At 70.0% G+C, this 25,794-nt stretch carries 19 protein-coding genes and 1 tRNA gene; 13 read left to right on the top strand and 7 right to left on the bottom strand.

Going from position 1 to position 25,794, the window contains the following annotated elements:
• Positions 1–25: 25 nt before the first annotated feature.
• Both ACIBLA_RS31895 and ACIBLA_RS31890 read right to left on the bottom strand, forming a co-directional pair.
• Entirely contained in the window at positions 26–1,456 is a 1,431-nt protein-coding gene (locus ACIBLA_RS31895) for a serine/threonine-protein kinase (protein WP_399200625.1), read from the bottom strand.
• A gap of 3 nt (positions 1,457–1,459) precedes the next feature.
• Positions 1,460–3,622: a PQQ-binding-like beta-propeller repeat protein gene (locus ACIBLA_RS31890; protein ID WP_399200624.1), complete on the bottom strand. Its 2,163-nt coding sequence runs from the start codon at positions 3,620–3,622 to the stop codon at positions 1,460–1,462.
• A gap of 287 nt (positions 3,623–3,909) precedes the next feature.
• On the opposite strand from ACIBLA_RS31890, the gene ACIBLA_RS31885 reads away from it, so the two are divergent.
• Positions 3,910–3,985 (top strand) — tRNA-Arg (locus tag ACIBLA_RS31885).
• Positions 3,986–4,441: 456 nt separating this feature from the next.
• Positions 4,442–5,275, top strand: a complete 834-nt coding sequence (locus ACIBLA_RS31880; protein WP_399200623.1) for a PIG-L family deacetylase — start codon at positions 4,442–4,444, stop codon at positions 5,273–5,275.
• Between the two features lie 107 nt (positions 5,276–5,382).
• On the opposite strand, the gene ACIBLA_RS31875 is transcribed toward ACIBLA_RS31880, so the two are convergent.
• On the bottom strand, positions 5,383–6,546 hold the full coding sequence (locus ACIBLA_RS31875; RefSeq protein WP_399200622.1) for a Dyp-type peroxidase: 1,164 nt from the start codon (positions 6,544–6,546) through the stop codon (positions 5,383–5,385).
• Between the two features lie 87 nt (positions 6,547–6,633).
• Here ACIBLA_RS31875 and ACIBLA_RS31870 point away from each other — a divergent pair, with 87 nt between their 5' ends.
• Positions 6,634–7,989 (top strand): right-handed parallel beta-helix repeat-containing protein, encoded by a 1,356-nt coding sequence (locus tag ACIBLA_RS31870; protein ID WP_363245311.1) that lies wholly within the window; start codon positions 6,634–6,636, stop codon positions 7,987–7,989.
• 41 nt (positions 7,990–8,030) lie between these two features.
• Here ACIBLA_RS31870 and ACIBLA_RS31865 read toward each other — a convergent pair whose 3' ends face one another.
• Positions 8,031–8,774, bottom strand: coding sequence for a hypothetical protein (locus ACIBLA_RS31865; protein ID WP_399200651.1), 744 nt, complete (start codon positions 8,772–8,774; stop codon positions 8,031–8,033).
• Positions 8,775–9,062: 288 nt separating this feature from the next.
• On the opposite strand from ACIBLA_RS31865, the gene ACIBLA_RS31860 reads away from it, so the two are divergent.
• The 10 genes from ACIBLA_RS31860 (at position 9,063) to ACIBLA_RS31815 (ending at position 20,960) form a co-directional block, all read left to right on the top strand.
• The gene (locus ACIBLA_RS31860; protein ID WP_399200621.1) at positions 9,063–11,555 is read left to right on the top strand and encodes an SdrD B-like domain-containing protein; all 2,493 of its coding nucleotides are present in this window, start codon (positions 9,063–9,065) and stop codon (positions 11,553–11,555) included.
• Positions 11,556–11,885: 330 nt separating this feature from the next.
• A complete protein-coding gene (locus tag ACIBLA_RS31855; RefSeq protein ID WP_399200620.1) occupies positions 11,886–12,323 on the top strand; it encodes a helix-turn-helix domain-containing protein in 438 nt (145 codons plus the stop codon).
• Entirely contained in the window at positions 12,320–12,826 is a 507-nt protein-coding gene (locus ACIBLA_RS31850; protein WP_399200619.1) for a hypothetical protein, read from the top strand. The genes ACIBLA_RS31855 and ACIBLA_RS31850 overlap by 4 nt, the downstream gene beginning before the upstream one ends.
• Positions 12,819–13,886, top strand: coding sequence for an MAB_1171c family putative transporter (locus ACIBLA_RS31845; protein WP_363245307.1), 1,068 nt, complete (start codon positions 12,819–12,821; stop codon positions 13,884–13,886). The genes ACIBLA_RS31850 and ACIBLA_RS31845 overlap by 8 nt, the downstream gene beginning before the upstream one ends.
• A 374-nt stretch (positions 13,887–14,260) precedes the next feature.
• Positions 14,261–15,862 (top strand): hypothetical protein, encoded by a 1,602-nt coding sequence (locus ACIBLA_RS31840; RefSeq protein WP_399200618.1) that lies wholly within the window; start codon positions 14,261–14,263, stop codon positions 15,860–15,862.
• Positions 15,863–16,571: 709 nt separating this feature from the next.
• Complete coding sequence (locus tag ACIBLA_RS31835; RefSeq protein ID WP_399200617.1) at positions 16,572–18,890, top strand: ATP-binding protein; 2,319 nt, start codon at positions 16,572–16,574, stop codon at positions 18,888–18,890.
• Between the two features lie 91 nt (positions 18,891–18,981).
• Positions 18,982–19,371 (top strand): roadblock/LC7 domain-containing protein, encoded by a 390-nt coding sequence (locus ACIBLA_RS31830; RefSeq protein ID WP_363245303.1) that lies wholly within the window; start codon positions 18,982–18,984, stop codon positions 19,369–19,371.
• A gap of 2 nt (positions 19,372–19,373) precedes the next feature.
• Entirely contained in the window at positions 19,374–19,748 is a 375-nt protein-coding gene (locus tag ACIBLA_RS31825) for a DUF742 domain-containing protein (protein WP_363245302.1), read from the top strand.
• Complete coding sequence (locus ACIBLA_RS31820) at positions 19,738–20,391, top strand: GTP-binding protein (RefSeq protein WP_399200615.1); 654 nt, start codon at positions 19,738–19,740, stop codon at positions 20,389–20,391. Before ACIBLA_RS31825 ends, ACIBLA_RS31820 begins: the two co-directional genes overlap by 11 nt.
• Positions 20,388–20,960 (top strand): GAF domain-containing protein, encoded by a 573-nt coding sequence (locus ACIBLA_RS31815; protein WP_363245300.1) that lies wholly within the window; start codon positions 20,388–20,390, stop codon positions 20,958–20,960. The genes ACIBLA_RS31820 and ACIBLA_RS31815 overlap by 4 nt, the downstream gene beginning before the upstream one ends.
• A gap of 53 nt (positions 20,961–21,013) precedes the next feature.
• On the opposite strand, the gene ACIBLA_RS31810 is transcribed toward ACIBLA_RS31815, so the two are convergent.
• From ACIBLA_RS31810 to ACIBLA_RS31800, 3 genes are all read right to left on the bottom strand, one after another.
• The gene (locus ACIBLA_RS31810) at positions 21,014–22,216 is read right to left on the bottom strand and encodes an acyl-CoA dehydrogenase family protein (protein WP_399200650.1); all 1,203 of its coding nucleotides are present in this window, start codon (positions 22,214–22,216) and stop codon (positions 21,014–21,016) included.
• A 595-nt stretch (positions 22,217–22,811) separates the two neighbouring features.
• Positions 22,812–24,056: a PP2C family protein-serine/threonine phosphatase gene (locus tag ACIBLA_RS31805; protein WP_399200614.1), complete on the bottom strand. Its 1,245-nt coding sequence runs from the start codon at positions 24,054–24,056 to the stop codon at positions 22,812–22,814.
• A gap of 170 nt (positions 24,057–24,226) precedes the next feature.
• The gene (locus tag ACIBLA_RS31800; protein WP_399200613.1) at positions 24,227–25,699 is read right to left on the bottom strand and encodes an alpha/beta hydrolase; all 1,473 of its coding nucleotides are present in this window, start codon (positions 25,697–25,699) and stop codon (positions 24,227–24,229) included.
• Between the last annotated feature and the right edge of the window lie 95 nt (positions 25,700–25,794).

The following is a 25,794-nucleotide window of genomic DNA, read 5'->3' as shown; positions in this document are numbered from 1 at the left end:
TTCTTCACGAGGTCGGAGGCCGACCCTAGACGCCCTCGCCGGGGACGGATCCCGAGATCGCGGAGCTGCCGCCCGTATCCACGTCATGGGGGTAGAGGTTGGGGAAGCCGCGCGCGGCAGCGATGGGGTAGCTCTCGTCGTAGACCGAGGAGCCGTCCCGGAGCACGCGGGACCTGACCTCGCCGGCGGGAAAGGTGAAGCGCAGCCGCCAGTCGACGCTTCCGGCGCTGCGCGGCACCTCGACGGTCTTGCGCCAGGGCAGGGGCACGTTCTTCAGCGTGGTGAGCCGGCCGTTCACCGCGTACGTGAGGGAGTTGAGGGGACCGTCGCCGGTGATGGAGAGTTCGAGTACGACGGGCTTCGCCGGGGCCGAGGGCGAGGGTGGCGGCGACGCGGACGGCGACTGGGAGTTGGCGCTCCCCACCTCCCCGCCGCCCCCCGCCCTGGACCCACCCGCCAGTTCGTCGGCACCCCCGCCCCCGCCCTCGTCTCCGAGCGCCGCGAAGACGGCGGCGCCCCCCGCCAGGGCCAAGGCGCCGATGCCCCCGGCGAGCAGCCGGCGCCGCGCGAGTGGCCGGGGCACGGGTACCGGCTCCGGCGGGTTGACCGCGGCGCTCGCGTTCCGGTCGATCGCGCCCAGCACCGCCGGCGGCAGCCAGGGACCGTCCGCCGAGCCCGGCGGATGCGGCGCCAACGACGAGAGCCGCAAGGTCAGTTCGGCGGCGGTGGGCCGGGCGGAGGCCGGGGACCGCCGGCAGTCCGCGATCACGGCGGCCAACTCCTCGTCCCGTTCCCGGTCGCCGTTCTCCCTCTCGCTCTCCCTCTCGCTCTCCCTCTCGCTCTCCCTCTCGCTCTCCCCGAGCGCGTACTCCAGGGTCGCGCCGAGCGAGTAGACATCACTCGGCGGACCGGCCTCGCCGGTCATCTGCTCCGGCGACATGAAACCCCGAGAGCCCGCGGGACCGGTGGATCGCGCGGTCGCCGCGATACCGAAGTCGATCAGGCGCGGCCCGTCCACGGTCAGCAGTACGTTGGCCGGTTTGACGTCCAGGTGCACGATCCCGGTGCGATGGAACGCGGCCAGCGCCTCCGCGAGCCCCGCGGCGAGCCGCCGCACGGAGCCGGCGGGCAGCGGACCGTATCTCTCCACCGCCTCGCGCAGCGACACCGCCGGCAGGAACTCGGTCGCCATCCAGGGAGTCGCGGCGTCGGTGTCCGAGTCGAGGACGGGCGGGCTGTGCATGCCGCCGACCGCCGTGGCGGCCGTCACCTCGGACCGGAACCGGCCCCGGTGGAAGGGGTCTTGGGCGTACTGGGCGTGCACCGCCTTGACCGCGACGGCCCGGCCGCCCCTGGACCGGGCGAGGTAGACGGTGGCCATGCCGCCCGCGCCGATACGGGCCAGGATCCGGTACTGCCCGAGGTGACGGGGGTCGCCCGGCTCAAGCGGTTCCACGCGTCACTCCGTTCGGCCGGTCGGGCGGTTGGTCGAGCGGTCGGGCGGACTGAGGGCCAGGACGTTCCCGCCGGTGGTGCCCAGGAGTACGAGTCCGGCGACGGCCAGCGCTCCCGAGGCGGAATCGGCGGCCGAGCCGACGCCGGCCGAGGCCTCGTAACTCCACAGAACGCGGCCGTCGGCCGCGTCCAGCGCGTACACGAGCTGATCCTGCCCCCGGACCCAGAGCGTGTCGCCGGACAGGCCCAGTGCCTCGGGCCGCCCGAACGATCCGCCGGGCGTCGCCCGGCCCGGCTCTCGTGACCACACCTGCTTTCCGGTGGCCGCCCGCAGGGCGCGGATCCGGCCGTCCGCCTCGGCCACGTACAGCATGCCGCCCCCCAACTGACGTACGGAACCCCGGTAGTCGATCCGCTGCTTCCAGGCGGCCCTGCCGTCGTCGGCGTGGACCGCGTAGACGGTTCCCAGGGTGTCACGGGTGATGACGACGCCGTCACCGATAAGGGCGGACTGCGGTGACTCCGGCATCTCGTACGTCCACCGGATCCGCCCGCTGTCGGCGTCCACTGCGGTCAGTACGCCGTCGCCTCCCGCCACCACGAGCCCGGCGCCGGCGTTGAGGGACATCCCGGTGGCGCGCGCGGTCCAGCGGGGCCGGCCGTTCTTCGCGTCCAGTCCCCGCAGGTCGTTGCGTACCGCCACGCAGAGGACCGATCCGGTGGCGGCCGTCCCCCACGGGAAGAACGGCACGCGCGCCGTCCACCGGACGGCCCCGGACTCGGGGCGGACGGCGCGCAGCACGAACTCCTCGGTGCTGTCCCCGGCACGGGCGTCGAACAGATACACCCCGTGCGGGCCGGTCGTGACCTGGCCCTCGGGGCCGCTCTCGGAGGTGGCGCGCGACCACAACTTCTCGCCTGTACGCGGATCGAGGGCCTGGACGTCGTGCTGCCCTTCGCTGCGGGCGAGGACGATGTTGCCCGCGCGGTAGAGGTCGGGAGAGCGCGTGTCGTCGTCGAGGACCTTGGTCGTCCACCGCGCGACGGGGACGGCGGGCGGGACGGGAACGGAGCCGGACGGCGACTTCGGGGATCCCGAACGCGGTTCCGCCGGCTTGTCGCCCCCGGCTCCTGTCCCTCTCACGAGCACCACGGCGGCGCCGGCCGCCACGGGCACGGCGGCCAGGGCGAGGAGCAGTCGGCGGCGATGCCGGAGGGGGCTCTGGGGCGGCGGGTCCTCGGTGGCTTCGCCGGGCAGCGCGTCGGGCTCCAGAGGCGCTACGAATGGCTTGTCCACCTTCTCCCTTGGCTCCGGCGGTTGTTCGCCCCCCGCGACGCGCCGGTCGATCGCCTCCGCCAGTGGTGCGGGCAGCCAGCGGGTGCCGTGTACGGAGGCGGCGGGTTCGCCCAGCCGGTTCAGCAACTCGGCTGCGGAGAGGCGTCGTTCGGGCTCGCGGTGGTGACAGGCCGCCACCAGGGCGCGCAGCTTGCGGTCCGTGATGCCGTCGAGGTCCGCGCGTGCCGACCGGACGCGTTCGAGGGTGGCGGCCCGGTCGCCGGCGTCGAACGGCTCGCCCCCGGTCGCCGCGTACAGCAGCACCGTGCCGAGCGCGAAGACGTCACCGGCCGGCCCGGCGGCGGCGCCGGACGCCTGCTCCGGCGACATGAATCCGGGCGTGCCGAGGAGCGCTCCGGGAACGGTGATCTCGGTGGCGTCCTCCGGCCGCGCGATCCCGAAGTCGATCACTCGCGGGCCGTTGGCGCTCAGCACGATGTTCCCCGGCTTGAGATCCCGGTGCGCCAGGCCCGCCCGGTGGATACCGACGAGCGCTTCGGCCAGGGCGCCGGCCAGCAGCCGCAGCGGGTCGGGCGGCAGCGGACCGTACCCCTCCACCGCCTCGCGTACCGACAGCCCCGGCAGATACTCCATCACCAGCCAGGGCACCCGCGCGTCGGGAGCGGCGTCCAGCAGCGGGGCGGTGAACGTACCGGTCACGGTCCGGGCCGCCGCCACCTCGCGACAGAAGCGCGCCCGGTAGTGCGCATCGCGCCCGAAGTGCTCCCGCACCACCTTGACGGCAACAAGCCGCCCACCCGGCGACCGCCCGAGGTAGACGACCCCCATCCCACCCGCCCCGAGCCGGGCCAGCAGCCGGTAATCGCCCACGCTCCGCGGATCACCCCCTCGCAGCGGCTGCACCGATGTTCCTCTCGCCCGTCCCTCTCGCCCCCGTATTCAGCTTTCCGCCTTGATCTTCTTCACGGTCAGGCGGGAGGTGACCCGCAGTACTCCGGGAAGGCCGGTGAGCTTATCGTGACCGCCCTGCTCACCGTCCTGCGGTCGACGCGATCCGCGACCACCCCGGCGACCTCCCACCCTTACCTGGCCACCCCTCCCCCAAACAACCCGAGGCCCACCCCGGAACGCCGAGTCCGCTACCCTGTCTCAGGTCCGCCTCCGTAGCTCAGGGGATAGAGCACCGCTCTCCTAAAGCGGGTGTCGCAGGTTCGAATCCTGCCGGGGGCACCACGCACTGACGGTCTGACCTGGGGTTTCTCCCCAGGGAGGGCTTTATTCGGCCTCGGACTCCTCGTCCGGGGCCGTTTGCGTGAGCGGTGCGTGAGCGGACGGGGAGTTGATCTCCCGAAGCCCAAGTCGGAGAGGCTGTCCGCGACGGCGTCGTAGAGACGGCCGTCGTCGTCGGCCAAGTGCCGGGGCCGACCCCATACGCGGGAGAAACACCGGTCCCAAGGGGCGGATCGAACGGGAAATGCGGATTCGCAGGTCGCCGCCTGTACGGCTGAGCGGTCGGCCCGGGAACAGCCGGCCCGGTCGGCACGGTTGCATCGACCGGGGGACCGCCGCCGCGCGGGCGGGGAACTCGGAGACCACAGCGTCGTCCGCCCCACCAGGATCGGGACCCAGGATCGCGGTACGCCCGCCGCGTACCGGTAGCAAGACGTATTTCTACAGAAGGACTGTTTCATGACTGACCGGCCCCTGACGCTCATGGCAGTACACGCCCACCCCGACGACGAGGCCACCGGAACCGGAGGGATCCTCGCGCGGTACGCGGCGGAAGGCATCCGCACGGTTCTCGTGACGTGTACCGACGGCGGCTGCGGTGACGGACCGGGGGGTGTCAAGCCGGGCGATCCCGGTCACGATCCGGCGGCCGTCGCCTTGATGCGCCGTCAAGAACTCATGGCGAGCTGTGACGTCCTGAAGGTCAGCGATCTGGAGATGCTGGACTACGCCGACTCCGGGATGATGGGCTGGCCGAGCAACGACGCCCCCGGATCCTTCTGGCAGACCCCCGTGGAGGAAGGCGCCGCCCGGCTCGCGGAACTCATGCGGCACTACCGACCCGATGTGGTCGTCACCTACGACGAGAACGGCTTCTACGGCCACCCCGACCACATCCAGGCCCACCGCATCACGATGGCGGCGCTGGAGATGACCGCGCTGACCCCGAAGGTGTACTGGACCACGGTGCCCCGCTCGACGATGCGGCGGTTCGGGGAGACCGTGCGCGAGTTTCAGGAGGACATGCCGGAGCCGGATCCTGCCGAGGCCGCCGCGATGGCCGAGATGGGCCTCCCCGACGACGAGATCACCACGTGGGTGGACACCACCGCGTTCAGCGGCCAGAAGTTCGACGCGCTGGCCGCGCACGCCAGTCAGGGCGAGAACATCTTCTTCCTCAAGATGGGCAAGGAGAGGTTCGGCGAGTTGATGGGCACGGAGACTTTCGTACGCGTCAAGGACACCACCGACGCGGCCGTACCCGAGAACGATCTCTTCGCCGGACTGCGCTGATCCACTCTGCCGGCCGAGGCCCGGGAAAGCTCATCGGCCCCTCCGCGTGATCGTGCGGATCACACACACCTGTCAACCGCGCAGGCGGGAGGCCCGCGGTGTCCGCCTCAGCCGAACAGAGAGGAGCCGAGCGGGTGTTGTTGGTCGAAGCCGGGGAGGATCAGGAACGTCGCGCCGGCGGTCGTGGTGGTGAAGGGCAGCAGGGCGTCGGAGGTGTCCATGCGGGTGAGCGTGGCCGTGAAGGTCCGCAGGTCGTTCTGGAAGCTGATGAAGAGCAGGCCGGGTGCGGGCTCGTCGGTGCTGTAGGAGCGGCGGAGCATGTGGCCGACGCCGACCGCGGTGGGGTTCGCCCTGCGCACGTGGGCGTCCACGGGGACGAGATAGCGCCCGTCGGGCGTCTTGGCGCCCAGTTCCGGGCCGGAGGCGACGGTGCCGCCGGAGAGGGGTACGCCGCTGGCCCGGCGCCGCCCGAAGACGGCCTCCTGTTCGGCGACGGACAGGGCGGCGAACCGTGTCAGGTCGAGTTCCATGCGCCGCAGTACGGCCAGGGTGCCGCCGGCGACCGCGGGGGGCCCGGCCAGCCACAGGTCACGTTCCTGCTCGGCGGTCGTGTGCGGGCCCACGATGCCGTCGATGAAACCGAGCAGGTTGCGCGGTGCGGTGCGGCCCTTGGCGACCGGCACGTCCGTACCGCGGCGTCCGGACTGCCGCCAGCGTTCGCGGACGCGGTCACCGGCCTGGTCCAGGAGCGCGGCGGCGACGACCGGTAGGAGCAGCGCGTCGCCGGCGCAGATCTGTATCAGCAGATCACCGCCGCGTGCCCGCGGGGCGATCCGCTCGCGGGAGAACCGCGGGAGGTCGACCGCGCCGGGCAGTGAGGCACCCGCCGTCCGCACCAGCCGCGGACCCACGCCGACGGACACGGTCAGGTCGCCGGGCGACAGGCCCAGCAGCCGCGGGTCGGACCCGGCGGTGAGGGTGCGGATGGTCTCGCCGAGTTCGGCCAGTAACGGGCCGGGCGCGACCACGGTGCCGAGGTCGGCCACCACGGCCAGCAGGTTGCGCTGGGCCGACCGGGGAAACGTGACGCCCGCCTGATGCCGGCCCGTCGCCGGAACCGGCGTGGATTCGGCCGCCGCGGAAGCGGAGGGGGCGGGCCGCCCCGGCTTGTCGGAGTCCGATGAGCACCCGGCGATGAGACCGGCGGCCACCGTGGCGCCGGTGACGTCGAGGAACGCGCGGCGTGACGGGTGGCGATCGACGCGGTCCATGATGTGCAGAGTGCCACACCGGCCTCGCGTCCGCCGCTCAACCTCCTTGTTCCGGCGGGGATTTCGCCGTCGTGCCAGACTGGAATCATGTCTCGATCAGCACTTCGCGTGATGGCGGCGTTACTGGGCGCACTGACACTGCTGGCCGGCTGTAGCAGCGGTGACGGCGACGACGACGGATCGGACAAGGGCCGACGGCCGGACGGTGCGCGGGTGACGATCCGGGTGCCCGGCGACGCCCCGACGATCTCTGCCGCGGTGTCCCTGGCCCGGCCCGGTGACCTGGTGCTGGTGGCTCCGGGTACGTACCGCGAGTCGGTGAAGGTCGACACCGCTCGCATCACGCTGCGGGGCGAGTCCCGCGACAAGGTGGTCATCGACGGTCAGTTGCGGCGGCCGAACGGGGTGGTCGTCACCGCGCCCGGCGTGGCCGTGGAGAACCTGACCGTGCAGAAGAACACGCAGAACGGGGTGCTGGTCACCGGTTCGGCGGCGGCGGTCGCCGGGCTGCCGGGGAGCGGCGGTTACGACACCGGGGACGAACCCGTCAGGCTCCTGAAGTCGTTCCTGGTCTCGCATGTGACCGCGACCCGTAACGGCCTGTACGGCATCTACGCGTTCTCCGCGCAGAACGGTGTCATCGAGCACTCCTACACATCGGGCGGGGCGGACTCGGGGATCTATGTCGGCCAGTGCAAGCCGTGCCGGATCGTGGTGCGGGACAACGTCTCCGAACTCAACGCGGTCGGTTACGAAGGCACCAACGCCGGCGGCGACATGTATGTGACCGGCAACCGTCTGGTCGGCAACCGCGTCGGACTGACCACCAGCTCCGACCACCAGGAGAAGCTGCTCCCGCAGCGCGACGCCGTCGTCGCCGGCAACCTGATCGCGGACAACCAGCAGACGCGGACCCCCGAACAGGCCGACGGCGGCTGGGGCATCGGTATCGGCGTCGACGGCGGCAGCGACAACCAGTTCATCCGCAACCGGATCACCGGCAACACCAACGCCGGGCTCGTGATCACCGCGACCTCCGACCTGACGGCGGACCGCAACAGGATCACGGACAACACCTTCACCGCCAACGGCGTCGACGTCGGCTGGACGTTCCCCACCGCCACCCGCGGACAGGGCAACTGCCTGCGAGGGAACGAGCTTCGAAGGACCGTACCCGCAGGGCTCGCGGACACCGCGTCCTGCCCGGTCCCAGCCAAGTCACCGACGCCCTCCGGCAGTTGGCCGAGTCCGGCGGGGCCCGCGGGCATCCCGTTCACCGACGTGGCCGCGCCGGGCCCGCAGCCGGAGTTCCCGCGCGCCACCACCACGGGCGCCACCGTCGTGCCGGATATTCCGGCACTGCCGGACATCGCGGATCTCGCGGACATCGCGCTGCCGTCGGAGTCGCTGCTCGCCGCCCGTGCGCGGGTGCGGACCTCGTGAGGGGCGGCCACCGCTGAGCGGTGGCTACGACTCAGGGGCGGCTACGGCGCCGGTGTGACGCCGGGGACCGGCTTGACGGGGACGTACGCCCTGGTGTCGAAGTCGAAGACCACCGGCTGCGACTCGGAGGCGATGCCGACCTGAACCCGGTACATGGTGCCGTCCGAGCCGATCCAGTAGCGCACGGTCTGTGACGTACCGGGCTTGGCGGGCTTGGCGGGCGTGCCGGGCGTACTGGGCTTGGGAGACGCACCGGCCTTGTCGGACGAACTGGCGGCGTCCGGCCCGTTCATGATGTCCGTCCGATGGCCGTTCACCTTGTCCCGCCCGACCCATGCCGCGCCGTTCTGCGGCAGCAGTGCGGCGTTCTCCGGCCGGTCGCTGCCGAGGCCGAGCGCGATGGCCAGCGAGCTGTCCAGCGCCATGCCGGATGTCCGCAGCGGACGGCTGTGCCAGCCGGACGCGGGCGGCGACGCGGGTGCGACGTCCGGGGGGTCTGTCATGGGGTGGACGAGGACGGTGGTGGCCGTCCACTGGATCAGCCCGTCGCTGGACGTGTCGCGCCCGGTCCCGCGCACCACCCCGTAACCGGTGTGGGTGCGGTAGTCGACTGATCCGGTGATCACCAGCCCGCCGGCGGCGTTCGGCACGGTGATCGTCAACGCCCGGCCTCCCGCCTGGTAGTTGAGGAACCGCGAGACCGCCAGCCGGTTCGCCTCGTCCGAGGTCAACGCCCGTGGGCCGGTGGGGCCATCCCTGTCGCCGAGGAGGACGAAGGCGCTGATCGCGGCAGCCGTGATGCCAAGGGCGGCGGCTGCCACCCAGCGCAACCTCGGCCACCGGCGGCGCCGGCCTGCCTCGCGCCCCAGGGGGCCCCGCTTGATGTCGATGCTCCGCGTTCTGTTGCTCCGCGTTCGAATCCTCCGCACGCGGCGCGACAGTAACAGGTCTCCGCCGAGCCGACGACAAACTCTGCGTTTGCCGGACATGACGTTCAGTAACTTGTAAACTCGGCCCGGAATTTGCCGAGTTGGCGTTCGGCGTCGGACTTACTGACTGATTAGAGGAATGCCATGCCATTACGTGCAGTGGTGCGGTTAGGGCTGTCCGGCCTCTTACTGGTGGGCGGCACAGGCACGATCTTGACCGGCGCCGGGCAGGCCAGCGCTTCGGCCTCCGACGGCACCCTGACCGTCCAGGTGCTGCGGGACTTCTTCGGCACCGGCGTGATCAACTCGACCATGGACGTGCCGCAGCGGGGAATGAAGGTCGATGTCGCCGACCCCGCCGGCCATCACGTCACCGGTGTCACGGATGCCACCGGAAAGGTCATCGTGCCGCCGTCGAACGAGCTGACCGGCGGCCGGTACCGCGTCGATGTCACCGTCCCGGCCCCCTACAGCGACTATCTGCGGGCGGCGCCCGCCTCGACCGCGCCGAACCACTTCGACAGCTTCACCACGTTCGTGGACGTCTCGGACGGCAAGGACGACTCGGTGATCACCGGGGTCTGGGACCCGGCCGACTACGCGCTGCCCGACTCCCGCTATTTCGTGCCGATCCAGAGCGGTGCCGGCGGGACGGACACCCGGGCACTGGTGGCGTTCGGCACGGACGCCCGCGGCAACTGCCCCGACCAGAAGCCATGTCCGGAAGTGCTCAACACCCAGGACCAGGTGGGCACGACCTACGGGCTGGCCTACGACAAGCACCGCGAGCAGCTGTTCCAGTCGGCGTTCGCCCGGCGGTACACCGAATACGGGCCGGAAGGCGGTGACGCGATCTACACCGTGCCGGCCGACGGCGACGGCGCCCCGAAGCTGTTCGCGAAGGTGCCGGGCGCCACGGAGACGCCGCACGACACCGACAACCTGATCAAGGACGCCGGGTTCACCGACGCACCGGGCAAGGAGAGCATCGGCGGCCTGGACCTGTCGGAAGACGGCTCGACCCTGTACGCGGTGAACCTGCTCACCCGCAGCCTCGTCAGCTTCGACGCCACCAAGCCCACGGCCTCAGCGCCCAAGGCGACCGTGCCGATCCCTGATCCGGGCTGCGCGTCGGCCGACGACTGGCGCCCGTTCAGTGTGGCCACCCACAACAACACGCTGTACGTCGGGGGCGTGTGCAGCGCGGAGAGCACACAGGAACGCGCGGATCTGAAGGCCGTCGTCGCCACCTACGACGGCAAGAAGTTCACCACCGTGCTGTCCCAGCCGCTGACCTTCGAGCGCGGGGCCGTGCTCACCGGCAGGGCCAACTACGACCAGGTCAACCACTGGAACCCGTGGAACACCGACCTGGAGGACTGGGACGACCGCAGCGTCGACGGCCCGATGATCGATCCGCAGCCGGAGCTGGCGAGTCTGGCCTTCGCCCGCGACGGCTCGCTGATCCTCGGCTTCCGTGACCGGTTCATGGATGCCGTGAGCTGGGGCGGGCTGGACCCGAGGCCGGGCAACGACACCCCGCAGAACGGCATGTCCGGCGGCGACATCAACATGGCCTGCGCCACGCCCACCGGCGGGTACGAGTGGGAAGGCACCGGAGACTGCCCCGACCACGCCACGGACCCGACCGTTGACGGGGTCCAGCCCGGCGGCGTCGTCGAGTACTTCCCGGGTGACTTCTTCCCGAACGGCGGCTCCGCGACCCAGCCCGGACCGCACCAGGAGTCGTCGCTGGGATCGGTCGCCTACATCCCGCAGCAGCAGTGGGTCGTCAGCACGCAGATGGACCCGACCGGCCAGGTCATCACCAGCGGAACCGGCTACTACGACGTCGCCACCGGCCTCGGCCCCGGCAACGATCCGGCCGCCAACGCCTACCAGTTCGTCGGTCCGAACCAGAACGGGTTCGGCAAGGCCGGTGGCCTCGGCGACATCGCGTACGCCGCGGCGAACGCACCGATCCAGATCGGCAACGTGGTGTGGTTCGACGGCGATCACAACGGCATCCAGGACGCCGGGCACGTGCTGCTGCCGGATGCGACGATCAACCTGCTGGACGCCGACGGCAAGAAGGTCGCCACGACCACGACCGATGCCGCCGGTGAGTACTACTTCGGTGGTGTCGGAGCGGAGTACGAGCTGACTCCGGGCGCCAAGTACACCGTGCAGTTCGATGTGTGCACGGCGGACACCAGCGAGGTGCCGGGCCGGCCGGCCGCCGCCGACCTGCGGTTCACTCTGCCGCGGACCGGTGACGACCGGGTACATGACTCCAATGTGACCCCGCCGGCCAATGGCCGGCTGTGCAACGGGTACGCCCCGGTCACCGCACCGGCCAAGGCAGGTGGGGTCGATCACACGATCGACGCCGGCGTGTACATCCCGAAGGAGCCATCGCCGACACCCACGCCGCCGACAACCGAGTCACCGACACCGGCGCCCCCGACGGACCCGGCGCCCAACACCCCGGCACCGGACGGCGACCGGACACCGGGTTCACTCGCGAACACCGGCGTGTCCGACCTGCGAGTGGCTCTCGCCCTCGTCGCCGTGCTGCTCGGTGCGGGTGCGGCAGTCGTCCTCGTCACCCGTCAGCGGCGCGCCAGTCACCGCTGACACCCGCAACCCCAGACGGGCCGGTGCGATACGCACCGGCCCGTCGATCGTGTTCCGTCCAGGCCGGCATCCGGACCGCCTCCCGGAAGCCGGAGTGCGGCCACCGCGCGCACCGCCCTGTGGGCGGTCGGTCAGGCGCGCGGTGGCCGACCATCCCCCGTCGCAATGTGGCTCGGTGGTGTGGGCGGTTGCCAGCACTTTCGATGCGGTGGAACCGCCCGGCAGATTCGCCGGGACGGGAGGACGGTAACGGGCACGACCGGGTGCGTCAACTGGAATGGACAGAATTGGAGACTCACATTTATTTCAGTTGGTGAGTACGATGCGGGGATGGCAGACGACATCGCCGGGGACGCGCTGGCGACGAAGCTGGACCACTTGTTCAGCGCGGTGCGTCCGGCCGGAGGGGACGAGTACACGTTCGACGAGGTCGCCGAAGCCATCAAGGCTCAGGGCGGTCCCACCATCTCGTCGACCTATCTGTGGCAACTGCGCAAAGGCCTGCGCGACAACCCGACCAAGCGTCACCTGGAAGCTCTCGCGACGTTCTTCGGCGTACCTGCGGCGTACTTCTTCGACGATGCGCAGGCCGAGCGCATCGACGCCGAACTCGCGCTGCTCAGCGCGCTGCGCGACGCGCCGGTGCGGCAGATCGCCCTGCGCGCACGGGGGTTGTCGACGAAGAGTCTTGAGGCGATCAGCGACATGGTCGACCGCGTCCGTGAACTCGAGGGTCTGCCTGACCCGCCGGGCGACGCGGACCAGTGATCGGGACCAGGCGGTGGAAGGTGCGGCGCCGTTGCGCCGCGGTGCTTCGGGATCTGGAGCTGCCGGATTCGTTCGATGTGCCGACGCTGTGCGCTGAACTGAGTGCGCGCCGCGGGCGGCCGATCAAGCAGCTGCCGGTGCCCGACCTGTCCGACGTGTGCGGGCTGTGGATCGCGACCGACACCGCCGACCTCATCGCGTACGAGCAGAACACGACCGTGCCGCACCAGAACCACATCGTGCTGCACGAGATCGGTCATATGCTGTGCGATCACTACCCCGTCACCCTCAGCCCCGCCGAGCAGGCACGATTACTGCTGCCCAGCCTTGACCCGAACATGATCCGCCGGGTGTTGGGCCGCGCCGGCTATTCCAGCGTCGAGGAGCAGGAGGCGGAGTTCCTGGCGTCGTTGCTCGGCCAGCACGTCCGCCCTGCGCGTGACGACGACTCCGTTGTCGGCCGGCTTCGATCCGCGCTGGAGAACGGTCGCGACCATGGGTGAAGCGGTGCGGAACTACGCTCCGGCCCTTCTTGCCTGGGGGATGCTGCTGTGGCTGCGGGCGGGACCCGCACCGGGCCGCCGGCTCGTGCGGCTCTGCGTGCTCGGCCTCGCCGTCTCACAGACGGCACTGACACCCGCCGCTGCCACCTGCACGCGCGCCGTCGGCTTGCCCGGCATCGAACGGCTCGTCGGCCATGTCGCCATGCTCGGCGCCGTCTGGGCGGGGGCCCAGATCCTGCTGCGCCTGCACGGTTACGACACACGCGCCCGCGCGCACTCGGCGTGGGTGATCCTGGCCGGTGCCGCGATGTGTCTTCTGTTCGCTCTCACCCCGAACTTGTACCCGCAGTCGCCCTGGGTGATGGAGTACTGCATCGCCTACGCCGTGGTGTTGCTCACCGAGTTCACCGTCATCGCGCGGCTCTGCCTGCGGGACGCGCTGGAAGCGCCGGACGTGGCACTACGTCTCGGTCTCGGCCTGGTCGTCGCGGGAATCGGTGCGGCGGCCTGCTACATGATCAGTAAAACCCTCGTCGCGATCTCCGCCCGCGCCCCGATCGACTTCTCGTGGGGAAGGGGCTTCGTGATGAGCAAAGCCCTGCCGACAACGGCCCACCTCTGTGTGCTCGTTGGGGTCGCCGTGCCGGCGATCGCCGAGTGGATACGACGCTACCGCCGCTACCGGCGGCTCGGCCCGCTGTGGTTCGCCCTCTACCGGGCCGAACCCACCATCGCGCTGGAACCCCCGCGCCTGCTGCACGGCCACACCCTCTTTCCCACGCGGTTGCAGCTGTACCGGCGAGTGATCGAGATCCGTGACGGTCTGCTGGCGATACGCCCGTACCTCCCTGTTGAGGAATCCACCCGCGGTGGGCTCGCGGACGACCAACGCGAGGCCGCCCGGATCGCGGCAGCCTTGCACGCCCGCGAGAAGGGCGTGCCGCTGGGTTCGGCCAAGACGACCACCGTGGGCGGCCACGACCTGGGCAGCGACACCGAATACCTCTGCCGTGTCGCCGACGCGTACCACGCCATCGCGAGAGCCGGCCGGGGCTGGTGATCATCTTCCTCTTCGGGGTGCTGACCCTTCTGGCACAGTTCGGGCGAAAGCCGTCCTGATGGGTGGGACGGAATGGTGGCGAACCGGGGCGGGTGGGGCGCGGGGCGGATCCGTGACCCGCCCGCCGTCGTCGTCCCCACACCACCCATTCACCAACTGCCTTAATAGTGAAGGCTGTTGACTATCCGTCGGCTCTCCGCCCAGGGTTCTGCTGGACAGCGATGCGGACTCGGAGTGATCATGTCTCTGCCGACAGGCCAGAATGGGCATTCGAGACCGTGCGTACGAGACCGTGAGGGGTGAGTCAGCTGGATGGAACTTCCGCTTCGACTATCTGACCGCGCCACTCCGGTTGTCCGAGGAGGGCTCGGTTCGTGACCCCTGACGAGAGCGCGTACCCGGTCGAGACGGCGACCGGGAAGGCCGCTCGGACGGATGCCGGGAGAGCCACCGACCGCACCGCCGAGCGGCCCCCCGTCCACCCCGAGCAGCGCCCGCCCACCCTCCTACGGGTGCTGCTCGAACGGCTCAACTGGGCCAAATTCGCCGTTTTCGACGTGCAGTTCAGCCTCGCCGCCCGCCGCGCCGCCAAGGAGTACGGCAACAGCCGCGTCGGCAATGTCTCCGTCTCCCGGATCACCTTCAAGCGGTGGCTGGCCGGTACGCAGTCCCCCCAGGGCGACGCGGCGACCGTCCTCGCGTACATGCTGGGCGTCGAGGTCGACCTGCTGCTCCAGCGCGTGCCCAGCCGCGAGGTGGTCCCCGCTCGGCTGCCGCACGGCTCGTCGCTCGCCACCGCCCGCTCCATGGACGCCCTGTGGTCCAGTTCCTCGCTCTCCCCCTCGGAGGCGGCGGCCGGCACGGGCGGGCTCTGGTATCTGGACGGTCTGCGGATCTTCGACGGTACGGCGGTGCCCGCCCAGATGTACGAGGCGACGTCGCAGGACGACGTCGTATCGATCGCCGTGGAGGAGAATCCGCATCTACGCGCGTTCGTGCAGCCCGCACGCCGGGCCCTGCTGCTGGCCTCGCTCGGCGGCAGCGGTGGCGAGGGGCTGTTCGTGCTCGACTCCGCCCGTGCGCGCCACCAGCTGGACGCCGATCCGCGCGGGACGCTGCCGATACCGAAGCCGTACCGGCTGGACGATCTGACCTTCGGCATCCTGTGGGCGATGCTCAACCTGGAGGACAGCCTCCTCGCGGACGATCACATCCTCGACAGTGAACAGCGTGAGCTGGAAAGGCATTTGGCGATGCCCCGCTCGGCGGTGGCACGTTCGGCGATGCCCGAATTGTCACGGGTGGGCGCCGCCTGGCTGGGCTCGTACTTCTGCGCGCTGCACATCGACCGCCATCTCGGAGAGGCGACCGAACCGCCTTTCTTCTGGACGCGTGAGCAGACGGGCGAGGAGAGCGCGGCCTGGCTGTTCTTCCGGCACAAGCACGAGCACCTCACCCGTGCGGCGGCCCGGCGCCCCGATCCGTCCGTCCGGCCGGGGCACGCGTTCTGCATTCCGGAGCAGTCCGTCAAGGACAGCGAGCCGTACGAGCGAATCCTGCTTTTTCTCACCATCGCCCTGATGGAGATGCACGGACTGTCCGTATCGGTCTGCGCCGAGGAGGAGTACTCGCAGATCGACGAATTCGTCCTGGCACCCGACGACCGGGTTGTCGTGGCCAACTGGCTGCGCTCGGACGGTATTTGGCGGGTCGGCATTACGGATCAGCGGTCCCAGCTCCGTACGTACACCCAGGCGATCGACCATGCCCGCGCACACAGCGTGATCGACGGACCCACCTCGGCACTCCGACTGCGGGCACTGGCAGACTATTTGTCGATCGACTGGCCCTGGCTGCTTCGCCGTTGTCAGGAGTTGGGGGCGTACGGCAGCTCCGGCATGCTCCGGCCGCGCAGCCGGCTGCTCAGTATGGACCAGCTGGACGAGGTCCTGCGCTTCGTCGGTGAACTCGACTGAACGCGACTGAACTCGATTCGAACCGACCCGCATCATGGATATCCGCTCTGAATCAAGCTCCGCTGACGGATACCCATGGTCATCCTCACCAATTCTCCTCGTTGTGGAGGTCAAGCATGTTTGAAGTCCCTTACCGCTGGGGAGAGTTGACCTGAGGATTGCGATGCACGCCATGAGAGGTTCTTCCTCACATCCCTCTCAAGTTCTCCACAAGTGCGACGCCATATCGATCGCCGCGGACCGCGAAATCGATCGTTTGGCGGTCGCATCTCCGGCGTGCCCTGCCGACGGGCTCTTTGCGTTCGAGCCAATGGCCGCTTTTGCCTGGTTCACATTGTGAAGCGCCTGGGATGAAGCGACCGCTGAACGACCCCCTCCGCCCGTGGCGGCGAACGCGCCCACACACCAAGCTTGTTCTGGCTCTTAATGACGCTGGCATTTGCCTGTCCCGCCCCAACTGCCCGTCTGTGAAGGCTCCTTATCCCCATGGTCCGCTTCCTGTTGCTCGCATCGCCGGCCCGGACGTATCGGCCGGCTGACGCGGCGGCTCCGGAGGGCCGCGGCCGGGACGGTGAACCGGTGGGCGTCCCAGACCGTGCCGGCCCGCGACGCCTGGCCCATGCACCCGAAGCACCAGGAGCCCCAAGCCGGCCCCGAAGCGCGGCCCCTTCACCTTCATCCGCCGGTCCCCGTCGTACCGAGGACATTTATGCCTGAACTATCCCCACACGCCGCCCCACATGCCGCCCCAGCCGACCGTCGTAGCGGTCGGCGTCGCGGACGTTCCGACCGGAACTCCCGGACGGTCACCCTGGCCCCGAGCCAGGCCCTCGCGAAGGCCAACCGCAATCTGGCCACCGAGAAGGGTCTGCGCTCGCGGATCCGTTTTCTCGTCGCGATGCCGGTCTCCACGGTCGTGGTGACGGCCGCCGGCGCGTGGTCCACCTGGCAGTTCGCCGGAAACCCCGTGGCCACCTGGTCGGCCGTCGGCGCCAGTGCCGTCATGGGCGTGGGCGCGATAGCCGTCGCGACCCGTAAGGCCGCCGACGTCTCCGTCGCCGTGCACGAGCAGCGGGTCACGAACGCCACCTCCGCCCGCCAGTGGGTCGAGCGCTTCGAGGCCGTCACCGCCGAGGGGCAGAAGAACATCGCCGCGCTGCTGGAGCAGATCAGCCGCGGCGAGCGCCCCCACCTGCCGGACCCCCTGCCCCACCCCGTCGCCCAGGGCAATCCGTTCGCGGATCTCGAACAGACCCTGCGCCTCGCGCAGCACCAGGCGCTGGCCGCCGTCGCCGAGGCGGGCGCGCGCCAGCAGGTGGACGTGTTCGTCAACATCGCCCAGCGGCTGCACGCGCTGGTCAACCGCGCGCTGGCGCGGCTGGACAATCTGGAGAGCGAGGTCGAGGACCCGGACCTGCTCGGCGGTCTCTTCGGCGTCGACCACCTGGTCACCCAGTTCCGCCGCCAGGTGGAGAGCCTGGCCGTGATGGGTGGTGCGGTCCCCCGCCGTATCAACAAGCCCGTCCCGCTGCCGACCGTGCTGCGCCAGGGTGTCGCCGAGATCGAGCAGTACGCGCGCGTACGTGTCATCCAGCCGCCCGAGGGCACGCTGCCCGGCTACGCCGCGGCCGAGGTCATCCACCTGCTGGCCGAACTCGTCGAGAACGCGGCCCGGTTCTCCGCCCCGGAGACCCAGGTGACGCTGCGCGCCGAGCGCGTCCCGGCCGGTCTCGCGATCGAGATCGACGACCGCGGGCTGCCGATGGCGCCGGAGAAGCTGGAGCGGATGAACCGGCTGCTCACCAGGCCGGACCAGTTCGACATCCGCGAGCAGCTGGAGGACGGCCGGATCGGCCTGTTCGTGGTCGCGCAGATCGCGCGCAGGCACGACATCGACGTCGCGCTGCGCCGCAACATCTACGGTGGCACCCAGGCCGTCGTCGTACTGCCGAGCGCGCTGCTCGACGCCGCCCCGCCGCCGCCCGTCCAGCGCCAGGCGCCGCAGCAGGAACAGCACCGGCAGCAGGAGCAGCCGGTGGACCGCTCGCAGCGGACGGAACCGGTCTCCTCCGAGCCCTCGTCGGGCGCGGCGTGGTCGTCGCACCCGCAGCCGGCCGCCCAGCCGGCGGCACAGGTGCCGGCGCAGGTGTCACACCAGGTGCCGCAGCACGCGTCGCACCAACTGCCGCAGCAGCAGCCCTCGCCGTACCAGGTCCCCCAGCCCGCGGCCGGTGCGCTCGACCACCGCAGCCCGCTGCCCGCCGAGACCGGCCCCCGTGCCTCCAACGGTCGTCAGGGGTCGTCGTCACAGGGTGAGGCGACGACGCCCGTACGCCGCATCGGCTCGCCCTCGGCCCACGCGACGGCGGGCGCCACGGCGACGGCGTCGGCCGGGTCCAACGGCATCGGCGGCACGAGCAGTTCCAGCAGCACCGGCGAAATCCCGCTCCCCCGGCGGAAGCCCGCCGCGTACGCCGCGAGCACCGGCCAGAACGGCACGGGCCACAGCGGAGTCGGCCAGAACGGCACCAGCTACACCGGCGGCCACCCGACCGGCAGCTACACCGGCGGCCACCCGACCGGCAGCTACACCGGCAGCCACTCCGCCACCTACCCCGGCGCCCCCTCCGACTCCCCCTACCCCACCGGGAGCCACCAGGCCCCCGACTCCGGCCACGGCTCCAGCTCCGGCTACCCCGGCGGCGGCCGGCCCTCCGCCACCGCCCACCCCAACTCCGGCCAATCCAGCGCCGGACGCCCCACCCCCGGCTCTGCCGACGTCACACCCCCCGAGGTCCCCCGTTCCACCCAGGCCTCACCCCCGAGCGACGCCACCACTCCTCCCGGCCGTCGGCCCACCCTGCCCCGGCGGAGCGAGACGTACCGCGGACCAGAGTTCCCGCGGCTCGCCGACGCCGACCGGCAGGTCGTCGCCCCGAATCCGGATCTGATGGCTCGTTTCGCCTCAGGCATCAGGCTCGCCAGTGCGGAAGACGGCCCTCAGGGGCCCCCCGACCAGACGAGCTGACGCTGCCTTCGGCGGTCGCCCAACCACTTACGGAGTCACTCTCTTGCCAAACGAAGTTTTTTCGGCCCAGCAGCCCGATCTGGACTGGTTGATGGCTGATTTCATCAGGCGCGTCCCCGGTACGGAAGGCGCTGTCCTGGCTTCCAGTGACGGAGTGCGTAAGCATTCCTTCGGTCTGAGCATCGACTCGGCGGACAAGCTGAGCGCGATCAGCACCGCTCTGTGCTCGCTGGCCGGCGGCGTCCGTGACATCAAGGGTCCCGCCGACGGCAGGGTCAGGCAGGTGGTGGTCGAGCACGACAACGGGCTGCTCTTCGTGTCCATGGCCGGCCCCGGGGCCGTGCTGGGTGTGCTGGCCTCCGACAGCGCCGATCTCGGCGCCGTCGGTTTCGAGATGGGGCAGCTGGTCAAGAGCGTGCCCGAACACCTCAGTACGCCGCCGCGGTTCAGGCAGTCCCCCGTCGACGACCGGGTGCACTGATCATGGCGGCCTTAGACGGTACCCCCTGGGTGGACGACGACGAGCACGAAATTCGTCCGTACGCCCTGACGGGTGGGCGCACGCGGCCCACGAACGAGATGAGTCTGTCGTCACTCCTCAAGGCACGCGCCACGGCGCCGGAGGGCTACCTCAGTCCGGAGGCGGCCCAGTGTCTCGCGCTCTGCCGCGGCGAGGCGCGGTCGGTCGCGGAGGTCGCCGCCACCCTGGGCCAGCCGGTCCAGGTGGCCAAGATCCTGCTCTCCGACCTGCTGGACGCCGGGGCGTTGATCATGGCGATGCCCACGAGAACGGCCGACCCGAAAGATCCGAATCTGCTGGAGGCAGTGCTTGAGGGGCTACGAACCTATGTCGTCTGACGATCCCATCGCCCTGAAGATCGTGGTCGGTGGCGGATTCGGCGTAGGCAAGACGACCATGATCGGCGCGGTCAGCGAGATCAAACCGCTGTCGACCGAGGAGACGCTGACCTCGGCGAGCAGCGGGACCGGCACCGACCGGCTGGAAGGCATCGAGAACAAGGCGACCACCACGGTGGCCCTGGACTTCGGCCGGATCACCCTCCAGAAGCAGAACATGGTGCTGCTGCTGTTCGGCACACCCGGCCAGCAGCGCTTCTGGTTCACCTGGGACGATCTGTCACTGGGCGCCATCGGGGCCGTCGTGCTGGCCGACACGCGCCGACTGCTGGACTGCTTCGCCGCGGTCGAGTACTTCGAGAGCCGCGATGTGCCCTTCGTCGTCGCCGTGAACGAGTTCGAGGCCGACGACGCCTACCGCTACAGCTCGGAGGAGGTCCGCGACGCGCTCGAACTCAAGCCGGACGTACCGGTGTTGCTCTGCGACGCCCGCGACCCGGCGTCGGCGAAGCACGTACTGGTCTCACTCGTCAGTTACGCCCACTCGGTCTCGCTCCGCCGCGCGCGGGAGCAGGCCGTACAGGCACCGCCGCCCCCCGCATCCCCCCTTCAGTACTCCAGCGATCTGGGAGCCACCTCATGACCTACGACACCGAAGCGGGCCTGCATCTCCCTTCGCCCGACATGGACTTGGCGCGGCGGGAGGCCCAGCTGCGTGAACTGGGCCTGGGCGACATGCCCGACGCCCAGTTCGACGCCTTCGCGACGAAGCTCGCGCAGGCGGCGGGCGCCCCGTACGCGATGGTCAACTTCATCACCGGCCATCAGTTCTTCGCCGGTCTGCACACCCCGTCCGCGCCGTCCGGTCCGGGAGGCCCGGAGGCCGGCGCCCCCGAGGTCAGCCGGATCATGTCCCGTGACCACGGGTACTGCCCGGACGTGCTCAACCGCCGTAAGGCGCTGGTGCTTCCGGACGTGTACGCGTACCCGCGGTTCGCCTCGAACGAGGTGGTGGACCTGATCGGTATCCGTACGTACGCGGGCGCCCCGCTCATCGACGAGCGCACGGACACGGTGCTGGGCACGGTCTGCTTCGTGGGTACGGACCCGCGCGGCAAGGAGACGGGCCGCGACACCCTGCAGCTCATCAAGGAGAGCCGCGACGAGCTGATGCGCATGATCTACCAGCGCACCGGTGGAGGCCCGCGCTAGGGCGCGGGCCTCCCTCACGACGGACCGTCCACGGACGGTCTCGGAGTCCGAACTCAGACGGCGACAGCCGCCCCCGCCCCGGCGTGGGCGGCCAGTCGTCGTGACCACTCGCCCTTCGAGGTGCCGAGCGCCGTCTCCGCCAGCCGCTGGAGCTGGATGTCGGACGTGCCGGCCGGCGCGAAGATGTGGAACGCGTCGCGCGTGTAGCGCTCGATGGGGCGGTCCGCCGAGAGACCGATGGCCGCGTGGATCTCCATGGCGGTACGGGCGGAGTCCATCGCCGACTCGACGTTCACGAGCTTGGCGTTCATCAACTCGGCGTCGCAGGGCAGTCCTTGGTCCAGCAGGTGCACCGCGTGATACGCCGTCAGACGAGCCGTCATGAACGCCGACTGAATCTGCCCCAGCTTCTGCTTGATGGTGGGGAGTTCGGAGAGCGAGTCACCGTAACGCTGGCGGGCGATCGAGAACGCTACGGTCTCCTCCAGGATCGCCCGGTGGATACCCAGGGCGACGGCGGTGAGGTTGGCCCGGCCGTAGAGGGTGCTGGAGGAGTACGCGACGGGCAGCCCGTCACCCTCGTTGCCCAGCAGATTGGCCGCGGGCACCCGGCAGTTGTCGAAGATCAGCTCGCCGAAGGAGAACCCGTGCAGGCCCATGGCGGGCCGGTGCGGGGCGAGGGAGAAGCCGGGGCGGTCCGCCTCCACCAGGAAGGCGGAGAGGCCCTTGCTGCCCGGTCCTGTGCGCACCACGACACCGTGCAGATCGCCGACGTGCGAGTTGCCGACGAACACCTTGGCGCCGTTGAGTATGTAGTCGTCGCCGTCGCGGTGGGCGGTCGCCTCCATGCCCAGTACGTGACCTCCCGAGCCGGCCTCGGTCACGGCGATGGTCGGCAGACAGTTGCCGGCCGCGATCTGCGGGAGCCAGGTCTTCTTCTGGCTGTCACTGCCGAAGTGAATGATCTTCGCGACACCGAGCTGCGAGGCCTGCACCATGGCGCCCATGGCCCCGCTGACGCGCGACAGCTCCTCGATGATGATGGTCTTCGCGACATGGCCGGCGCCCATGCCGCCGTACGCGGGGTCGATGGTGACGCCCAGCCAGCCCTGCCAGGCGATGAGCTGGGACAGCTCGTGCTGGACGGCCTTGGACGCCTCCATCTCGGGTATTCGGGGCCGGACTTCGGCCTCGGCGAACTCCCGGACCTGCGCCCGGAGACGCTCATGGAACTCCGTCGTGAAGTAGCCGCTCATGCGCCTGTACAGCCCTCTCGAATGAGACATCTGTCAACTGTCAACATGGTTAGAACTGATCGGTGCTCTCAGCTTGGCCAATGAAACCGGAACTTGCCCTACCGGCGGCAGGCCCTCCTACACCCTGACGATTTCCCGCTCTCGTTGCAGCACCGGACAGGGGTCGTTTGTGGGTCGTTTGCTGCGATGACTACGCCCCGTGTCCGCCTGACTCTGTGCCAAACCGGCCTTTCTCACGTTTTGGCCGCCCCTGGGCGTAGATCGATCCGAACCGCAAACGACCCCTCCGCGCCCGGCGAACGACCAGGTTCGACGGTATGAAACAGGCCAAGGGACGTTTGCGGGCTATTCGGGCGCGGCTCGGGCACTCTGTGATCCCGTACGGACACCGTGAGAGACGGCCGCGATCAGGTCGTCCTCGGTGAATCGCACGGCGACCGAGTACCCGTTCCACTCGCCGTGCACGTGTCGCCCGTCGCCGGACTCGTGGGTCTCAAACGCGTGGCGCCGGGAGATATCCGGTCACCGTGAGCCGGGGGTCGTACGAAAACAGACTCAACACCGGCCGCCGCGCGGCCTGTTCGGGGCCGGGGACTTAGAGGTCCAGGGTGGTGAGGTGGTCGGCGGTGCCGCCGTGCCATTCGACGAGGAAGATCGTCGCGTCGTCGCTGGTGGTCCCACCCCTCTCTCGTTTGAGTGCGTGGGACAGATTCCGGGCCATGTGCTGCACGTCTCGTACGGTCGGGCCGACTTGTTCGATGATGTCGATCATGCGGCCTTCGCCGAACTGTTCCTGACCTGCGTGGTGTTCCTCGACGAGGCCGTCGGTGTAGAACATCACCCGGTCGCCCCGCTGAAGTTCAATGGAGTAGGTCAGGGGTTCGGCACCGCCGAAGCCGACCGGAAGTGTCCCCGGGTTCTCCAGGACTTGCACGACCCGGTGGCCCCGGATGAGCAGTGCTGCCGGGTGGCCGGCGTTGACCCAGTGCAGCCGGCCCGTCCCGATGTCCAGGCGCATCATCTGCGCGGTGACGAACTGGTCCGGGCCGAACTGCTGGTCAATAGCTCTGTCCATGAAGGCGTACAGCTCGGCGAGGTCGACATCCGCGCGTCGGGCGTGCCGGTAGGCGCCCACAGCGACGGTCGCCAGCACGGATGCGTTCAGACCGTGGCCCATCGCGTCGATGATGGCCATGTGCAGGATGTCGTCGTTGAGGGCGTAGTCCACACTGTCACCGGCGACGGCGTAGGCCGGCTCCAGGATCCCCGCGACAGAGACCTGTGGGGTGGTCATCGACATCGGCGGCAGCAGGGACCACTGGATTTCCGCGGCCAGACTCATCGGATGACGCCGCCGGGCCTGGAAGAACTGATCCGTATAGGCGCCCTTGGTCACCACCATGTCGGCGACCAGGCCGGCCAGCCGCCGCAGCAGCCGCCGGTCGTTGTCATCGACCGTGTCCAGGGTGAGCGCCATCACCCCGACCTCGTCGCTGCCGTCCAGCAGCGGGAGATACAGCCGTACGCCGTCGTCCCGCACTTCCTCGGCCGCGGTCTTGCGCAGAAATGCCTCACCCGCAAAGGACCCGTCGATCGGCAGCGCCTCCCCGACGGTGAGCCCCCTTCCCGGCAGCGGGACCAATTCGAGCTGCTCGTAGCACTGCAGCAGGATCGACACGTCCCGGCCACCGATCCGGCGCACTTCCTCGGCCACCAGCGGAGCCATGAGCTGTGGCGGCATCTCGTGAGCCCGGTCCAGCAGCTGCCCCAGCAGCCGCTCGCCGAATCCCTCCGACAGGTCCACCCCAACTCTGCGGCCCTCCGACCGGCCCTTCTCCACTGTGCGCTTTCCTCTCGCTCACCCGACAGCCTGCTCGGCTCGGCCAACGATCACAGCAGACCACGAAGAACAGGCCAGCCGGACGTCACACGATGAGTGTCGGGAAACGAGAGTTCACCCGCCGCACAGCCCGACGGTGCCGCCGGCTGTTGAACCTGTCTCCTCTCCTCCTACTTGCTCGACTCCGCCGCGCAGGTGAGGTCCTGCGGCGGGCGCTGCCCGGTGGCCAGGAACGCCGTCACCGAGTCGTTCGCGCACGTGTTGCGGCCGAACGGATAGACACCGTGCCCGCTCTGGTCGGCCGTCACCATCGTGGCCCGTTCCCCGAAGGCCCGCCGCAGCTTCTGGGCGCCGGCCAGCGGTGTCCCCGGGTCGCGCTCGTTCTGCACCATGAGCACGTTCGACGGGCCCCGGTCACCGATGCGCACCGGCGGCTCGACTCGCTTGTCCGGCCAGAACGCGCACGGTCCGATGCTGGCTGTGGACCCGCCCAGCATGGGGTACTTCAGCCGGTCGACCGCGACATTACGCTGATACTCGCGGACCGTCCCCGGCCAGCGCGTATCGCCGCATATCACCGCAAAGCGGCTGGACATGAGGTTGTCTACGTTCGCCGGCGGCGGGTTGGGCGGCAGCGGCCGGTCCGTGTCGAGCGCCTGCCAGGTCTTGGCCAGCTGGGGCATGAGCGCGTCGCTGTAGAGGTTGTCGAACGTGATCCCGCGGAACAACGTCCCGTCGATGCCCTGGACCGGTGTCGCCTCCAGCCGTTTCGCGAGCTCGAAGAACTTCGCGGTCACCTGCTGCGGTGTGGTGCCCAGACCGTACTCGGGGTGCGCGGCCGCGAACGCCGCGAAGTCCGGGAACGTCTCCTCCATTCCACGGGCGAACATCCGCATGGCCGTGACGTCATAGCCGCCGGGGCCCAGGTTGCTGTCGAGCACGATCCGGTCGCTGCGCTCGGGGAACTTCGTCGTGTACACCGCACCGAGGTAGGTGCCGTAGGAGGCACCGAGATACGAGAGCTTCGGCTCACCCAGCGCCGCCCGGATCCGGTCCATGTCGCGTGCGGTGTTCGCGGTGGTGGTGTGCGGCAGCATCCACGCTGTCCGCGAGGCGGCGCACTGCTTGGCGATGGTCCGCGCGTTCCCCGCCTCCCGCGCGACATCGGCCGCGGTGTGCGCGTACGGCGCGAAGTTACGGCGTGCCTGCTGCTCCGGCGTCAGATCGCAGGTCACCGGCGTGCTGCGGCCGACGCCACGCGGGTCGAAGCCGATCACGTCGTAGGAGTCCAGCACCTCCTGCGGCAGCCCGAGGGCGAGAACGGCCGGGTAGATGAGTCCCCCGGCGCCGGGGCCGCCCGGATTGGTCAGCAGCACGCCGCGGCGCTGCGACGGTTTCTCGCTCGCCAGCCGTGAGATCGCGATCTCGATCTGCCGGCCGGCCGGATCCCGGTAGTCCAGCGGGACTTCGAGCGTCGAGCACTCAAGACGAGGTGCGGCGGCCTCCTCCGGGCACGGGCCCCACCGGACGGTGTCCGGCGTCGCCGCACGCACGGTGTCCGGCGTCGCCGCCACCGACGCTCCGGGTATCGCGGTTGCCGCCACCGCGGTGGCGGCGAGGGCGACGGACAAGACTCTGCGCATCTGCTGTTCTCCTGAGGGACGTACGGGGGCGGGCTTGGTACGGCCCGCCGCCAGCCGTTCATGCGGACCAGCACGTCGATGGGGGTGTAGAGGCC

The organism is Streptomyces sp. NPDC050433 (assembly GCF_044458565.1).
In the GTDB taxonomy this organism is placed as follows: Bacteria; Actinomycetota; Actinomycetes; order Streptomycetales; family Streptomycetaceae; genus Streptomyces.
The sequence above is the reverse complement of the archived record's forward strand: the minus strand, read 5'-3'. Positions and strand labels throughout refer to the sequence as shown.